The sequence below is a fragment of the Rhizorhabdus sp. genome (assembly GCF_018006725.1).
In the GTDB taxonomy this organism is placed as follows: Bacteria; Pseudomonadota; Alphaproteobacteria; order Sphingomonadales; family Sphingomonadaceae; genus Rhizorhabdus.
On record NZ_JAGMXV010000275.1, the window covers coordinates 1 to 5591 of the forward strand.

Below are 5591 nucleotides of genomic sequence, written 5' to 3' on the forward strand. Positions count from 1 at the left end.
CTCGTTCATTCAGCGGAAGCTCTCGTCATTCAGCTACTTCAAACAACGTCGCGGCGAAGAGCCCCTGGTATTGCGGCCAGGCCTAAAGAGCAGGCTGCTCCAGGTTGCCCGCTATGGGCGCGTCCGCCTGGCACGGGCAGTTTTCCCGCGGACAGACTTTATGACCGCGGGTGCCGTTGCCGAGCATGGCTTCTACCTGCGCGCGCTGCGGACACCGCTCAGCTACTATGATGGTCTTCCCGCGGACTATTCGGCGGCGAACGTCGCCTATCCGCTTCAATATGAGCCCGAGGCCTCGTTACTCTATTTTGCGCCTGAATTCGTCGATCAGGTGTCTCTGGTCGAAACCGTCCTGCGTGGCCTGCCCGCCGGCCATCTCCTGTGGGTGAAAGAGCATCCGAACCAGTTTGGCGCGCTTGGGGAGCCGCGATGGCGGGCGCTCAAGCGGCGCTATGCAAACCTGCGCTTCGTTTATGGCCGGGAAAGCGGTCGCACCCTGATGCGCCGTTCCGGGCTGGTGGTGACAATTTCCAGCAGCGCCGGCATGGATGCGTTGTTGCTCGGCCGCCGCGTGATGGTGGCCGGGACCATCTTCTACCGTCATTTCACCGGTGCGCTGCCGATCGGGTCGCCGGCGGAGATCGCCCGGCTGCTCAACGACCCCGCCAACTATGGCCCGGTCGACAATCGCGACGCCAATGTGCGCGAGATGACCGAATTTACCGCGCGCTGCTATCTGGGTGATCCGCAGCCGGCGCATGACCTGTTCAAGGCGGAAAATCTCGACCGCATCGTCGCGGCAATCCGCGCGGAGTGCGGCGCGGCGTGAAGCGCCTGCTGCTCTCGCTCTGGTCGATCGAGACGCAGGTGCGCGGCTTCATCGCGGCGGCGCGCTGGTGCCATCGACGCATCCCGCTGCTCGGCAAGGTCGTGGCGCTGCTTCTCGACCGGCTGCTGCTCATTCTCTACGGGGTCGATGCGACCTCGGTGACGATCGACGTGCGCCGGCTGTCGATCTCGCACCCGTCGGGTGTGCTCCTGGGCGGTAACGGGCTGGTGTCCCCCGGTCGGGTGGCGATCATGTCCGGCGTCAAGCTGGTCGGCCGGAGCCCTTCCGACGCCGAATATGTCCGTCGTCAGCGTGAGCGCCGGGTCTTCGTCTTCGGCGACAATGTCGTCATCGGCGTCAACAGTGTCGTGGTCGGGCCTGTCGATATATGCGACAATGTCATCATTGGCGCGATGTCGCTGGTCAACAAGTCGATCCTAGAGCCCGGCATCTACGTGGGCACGCCGGTCCGCAAGGTCGGTGACACGGTTTCGGACGAGTGGGTTGATCATCTTTAGGGGACTTTGGGAGTCGTCATGGCCCTGCTGCGTGAGATAGCGAGTTTCGTCCGATGGCGGCTTGTACCCGTTCGCTATGCGACGCGCGTGACCGGCGGAAGCTGGGCGCGCCGGCGCGAGCGCTTTCCGTTTCGCACTGCCGTCAGCGACGCGATACAGCAGCAAGGCCATCATCAGGGCCCGACATTCTCGCCTGACCTCGTCGCGGCGATTAACGCCGCCTATCGCCCGCGCGCGTCGACGGTGAAGCCAAAGGAGCGCGGCGCCCCCTTCGTGAACCTCATGCGCCCGGAGGACATTGATTCCGGGAATCCGGTGATGAAGCTCGCCTTCAGCCCGGAAGTGCTCGATCCGGCCGCTGACTATTTCGGCGGCACGCCAACGCTCGACAGCATCCAGGTCCTCTACTCGTGGCCGACCGACGGACCGCTTCGCGAAAGCCAGAAATGGCACAAGGACTATGGCGATACGCGGTCCTTCCACTGCATCGTCTATCTGAACGACGTGTTGAAGGACGAGGAAGGTCCTTTCGTGTACGTTGACAAGCGTGACACGCGGCGGATCAGCAAGGCGCCGATTATCCGGCGGATTCCCGACGATCGCTTTGCCCGTGAGCTCGGGCCTGGCACGGTCCGCAGTTTCTACGGCAAAGCGGGTGAATCCGTCTTCGTCGACCCCGCCGTCTGTTATCACTACGGAAGCCGGTGCCGTACGCCGCGGCTCGCCATCTTCGTAACCTTCAATTCGCACGTGCCGTTCGTGCCGCCGGTTGATCTGGTATGCGAAAACCGACAGAAGCTCCTTGAAGCCGCCCGGACGCTGCGCCCCGATCTCAGCGAATCCTTCCTGCGCAATCTGCTTACCCTGCCCAGCGCCTGATCGCATCCGAGTGCCGGCCTTCCTGTCCTGGATGCTGGTGGCGTCGGCGCTCGGCTTCATCAAGGTGATGGCCTTGGCGAAGCTGATGCCTCCGGCGTCCTTCGGGAACTATGGTACAGTACTCGGTGTGGCGATCTTGTCCGCGACGTTGCTGAGCGCCGGCAAGGTCGAAGGCACCATCAAATTCTACCCGCGACTATGGGTGGCCGGCGACCTCGCCGGCACCCGACAACATGCCGTCGGCGTCGCCGGTACGCTGACGTGGCGCTTTGCGCTGGTAGTCGGGCTGCTTTGCCTCGCCGCCACGCTGTTCGATATTGGCTATTCGCCGTGGGTGTTTCTGATCGGCGGCCTGCTCGGCTTCGCGAACGCGCTCGCGACGGTGATGGCCTCGCTGATCCGCGCAACCGGCTCGGCGCGGCTGCTGCAGAGCTTCAGCTTTCGCCGCGCGGCGATCGCTTTACCCCTCAGCTGCGGTCTTGGCGTGACCGCCGGGTGGACCGGCGCGCTTGTCGGCGACGCCGTAGCCACGGCGCTGACGCTTGTCACCTGCGCGCGCGCAGTAGGGCGGCACTTTCCGGCGGGCGAGGGTCCGACCCCGACGGATCATGGCGGGGGTGTCCGGCTCTATATCGCAACTCTTTTTTCCTCGACGACGGGCCTGGCGGATCGTGCGATCGTCAATCTGGCACTAGGGCCGGCTGCGGCCGGTGCCTATGGCGTCATCGCGCTCATGGTGCAGGTCGGTCAGCTCACCTCGAACATTGTGGCCCAACGAGTCGGGCCCGCTGTAATCAAGGCATTTCATAGCGGGGAGGGGCGGGGGACCGGTCTTCGCACGCTGGTCGTCCCTTGTACGGGTCTTGTCGCGCTGGCAGTCCTCCTGATCGGCGCAATGTTGGCGATGTGGAGATTCGATCTGCCACCGGGGTTCCTTTCGGACTATGGTATCGGACCGATGGCGATCTGGCTGGGGGGCGCGCTGGTCGCGCTGCAGATATTCTCTCTCATGGAATTCCTGCTGATCGCGCGGGATCAGGAGCGGTACATACTCTTGGCCGGTGGTGTCGCCGCAGGCGCCTTCTTCGCCCTGTTCGGACTTGCCGCATTCATGCACTGGCCGGTTGAGGCCTTCATCGCTGCGGCGGTGAAGGCACGCGGCCTCCACGTCGCGTTGCTGATCGTCCTTACGCGGCGCGCGACACACCGCATTGCGGCAGGTGGAGGCAGCGATGGGCGGGCTTGAAACGGCGTTTCTTCTCGCCTGCATCTTCCCCTACACGCAAATCATCCCGCTCGGCAGCTACAACCAACCCTACGCGCTACTGTTCGGGGGGCTGCTGTTCCTTCTCCGCGGGCCCCAAACGCTGGCTGCGATGCGCCCGCTCGACCGCTGGGCGGTAACCGGTTTGTTCGTGGCCGGCGTGCTTCTTTTCTCCATCATCGGCGTCGGAAATCTCACCAGTCAGGATCTCAAATATTTCCTGAACTATCTCACGCCCTTCCTGCTTGTGCCGGCCGCCGCGTCGATTGCCTACAGAAACCCGGACAAGCTGGAGCGGATATTGCGCCTCGGCATTTGTGCGTGGGCGGGTGTCGCCCTCGTGCAGCAGTGGTATCCCAATTTTCTCACGTTCCTGGTGGGTAGCTTCTCCGAGGCGTCGGAGGCATCGATCGAGTCAGGTCGCGGCGTGCTTGGGCTCGCGCCGGAGCCCACGCACCACGGATTTCACATGGTGGTCCTGGCCGCCGCTTACGCTGCGGTTGGTTCGAAGCGATGGCCGATCATTCTGTGTCTCGTGGACGCGCTGTTACTCGCCCGCTCTGCCAGCGTAATACTTTCGCTCGCCATGGGCGGTCTGCTGTGGTGCTGCCTCAGTCCGCGCCGGCTGATCATACCGGCGGCGCTCGGCGGGGGACTGCTGGTGTTCGGCATCGGCTTTCTTGCCATCTCGCCGTCGGAGGACTCGCGCATTCTCAGCCTTGTCGCCATGGTGCTGCAAAATCCCGGCGACCTGCTGTTGGTCGACTACAGCGTGAACGCGCGCCTCGGTGGCATGCTTGCCGGCCTGGGCCATATTTTCAGTGAGTATATGGCGCCGCACGGCATGTCCCATGCCGATTGGCTCGTGGCCCGCGTCGAAATGATCCGGTCGACGCCTTGGCTGATCGACATCAGCACGGTGGGGATCCCGTCGGGCTTCGGGGTGATCCTGTATCAGGGTGGATGGCTCGTCGCACCGATGCTCGCGATGATTATCTATCGTCTTGCGGGTGGCCATCGTCTTGGATGGACGGGGGCGATCATCGTTTCGACAATCTTTGTGTTCCTAGTCCTTTATTATCTGGCATCCCCCGATTTCTCGGTGCTCTATGGTGCCATGGCAGCTCGCGCGATGAAGGCGGCACGTACGCGTCCCATGTCCGTATACGACGGGAAGCTCGCGGGCGCAGCCGCATGAGTCGCCGGCGCATATCGACCGATCGGGTGGCGGCGGCTATAGGCGACCACCATTGCCCGAGGGTCATGGCATCGCCGATATACGCTGCGCCGACGACGGCAGATCGTGAACAACCGGATTCAAGATGACGGATGCCTATTCCTTCCGGCGACTCGTGCGCGCCGACCTGCGGCGCTACCACGAGGTGTTCGGGACCGGCGTCCCCACCGGCGTCCGTTTCTGGCTCGCGCTTTTCGGCCCGCGTTTCGTGCCCGTGCTCCTCTACCGGATCGCGTTCAAACTCACGACGCTGCGGCTGACGCCCCTCGCGCGTATCGTCTCGATCATCAACTTCATGATGTTCGGTATCGAGATCGCGATCCGCTGCCCCATCGGTCCCGGCTTCATCATTCCGCATTCCCAAGGAACGGTGATCGGCGCCGCCGCTATCGGTGCCAACGCAACGATATTCCAGGGCGTGACGCTCGGCGCCCGCGAACTCGATGCGCAATTCGAGTTCGATCGCCGTCCGACGCTCGGCGATGACGTCAGCATCGGATCGGGCGCGAAGGTGCTCGGCGGTATCATGATCGGCGATGGTGCCAAGGTCGGCGCCAATACGGTGGTGCTCGAATCGCTGCCGCCAGGGGCGGTGGCCGTGGGCGCATCGGCGCGGGTCATTTTGCCCGGCGAGGGCCGCTAGCCGCAGATTATGTACGACGATATCGTCATCGGATCCGGGCTGACCGCGCTCGGCACCGTGCTAGGGCTACCGGCCGCGCGGCGCGTGCTCGTGATCGCCGGTCCGCAGGACGGGCAGCTCAGCCATTATCAGGCAGGGCGACCGGCGCCCTCATCCTATCTCGGCTTCGGGGGATTGGGACGCTATTGGCACGGCGTTATCCCGACCGGCCTGACCCCCAA

The 5591-nt window shown here is 63.9% G+C and carries 7 protein-coding genes; all 7 read left to right on the plus strand.

The window, feature by feature from the left end; genetic code table 11:
- Positions 1 to 160: 160 nt before the first annotated feature.
- Complete coding sequence (locus KAY22_RS23695) at positions 161 to 829, plus strand: hypothetical protein (RefSeq protein WP_296625605.1); 669 nt, start codon at positions 161 to 163, stop codon at positions 827 to 829.
- A complete protein-coding gene (locus KAY22_RS23700) occupies positions 826 to 1347 on the plus strand; it encodes a hypothetical protein (protein WP_296625606.1) in 522 nt (173 codons plus the stop codon). The genes KAY22_RS23695 and KAY22_RS23700 overlap by 4 nt, the downstream gene beginning before the upstream one ends.
- Positions 1348 to 1365: 18 nt before the next feature.
- Positions 1366 to 2226, plus strand: a complete 861-nt coding sequence (locus KAY22_RS23705; RefSeq protein WP_296625607.1) for a hypothetical protein — start codon at positions 1366 to 1368, stop codon at positions 2224 to 2226.
- Between the two features lie 10 nt (positions 2227 to 2236).
- Positions 2237 to 3472 (plus strand): hypothetical protein, encoded by a 1236-nt coding sequence (locus tag KAY22_RS23710; protein WP_296625608.1) that lies wholly within the window; start codon positions 2237 to 2239, stop codon positions 3470 to 3472.
- Positions 3459 to 4688 carry a hypothetical protein gene (locus KAY22_RS23715; RefSeq protein WP_296625609.1) on the plus strand — a complete coding sequence of 410 codons (1230 nt, stop codon included), beginning with the start codon at positions 3459 to 3461 and terminating at the stop codon, positions 4686 to 4688. Before KAY22_RS23710 ends, KAY22_RS23715 begins: the two co-directional genes overlap by 14 nt.
- Before the next feature lie 124 nt (positions 4689 to 4812).
- Positions 4813 to 5370 (plus strand): DapH/DapD/GlmU-related protein, encoded by a 558-nt coding sequence (locus tag KAY22_RS23720; protein WP_296625610.1) that lies wholly within the window; start codon positions 4813 to 4815, stop codon positions 5368 to 5370.
- A gap of 9 nt (positions 5371 to 5379) precedes the next feature.
- On the plus strand, positions 5380 to 5591 hold a 212-nt coding region (locus tag KAY22_RS23725), incomplete at its 3' end, for a hypothetical protein (RefSeq protein WP_296625611.1).

Coding starts and splice junctions, on each gene's coding strand:
- KAY22_RS23715 (WP_296625609.1), top strand. CDS start 3,459: ATGGGCGGGCTTGAAACGGCGTTTCTTCTCGCCTGCATCTTCCCCTAC.
- KAY22_RS23720 (WP_296625610.1), top strand. CDS start 4,813: ATGACGGATGCCTATTCCTTCCGGCGACTCGTGCGCGCCGACCTGCGG.
- KAY22_RS23695 (WP_296625605.1), top strand. CDS start 161: ATGACCGCGGGTGCCGTTGCCGAGCATGGCTTCTACCTGCGCGCGCTG.
- KAY22_RS23705 (WP_296625607.1), top strand. CDS start 1,366: ATGGCCCTGCTGCGTGAGATAGCGAGTTTCGTCCGATGGCGGCTTGTA.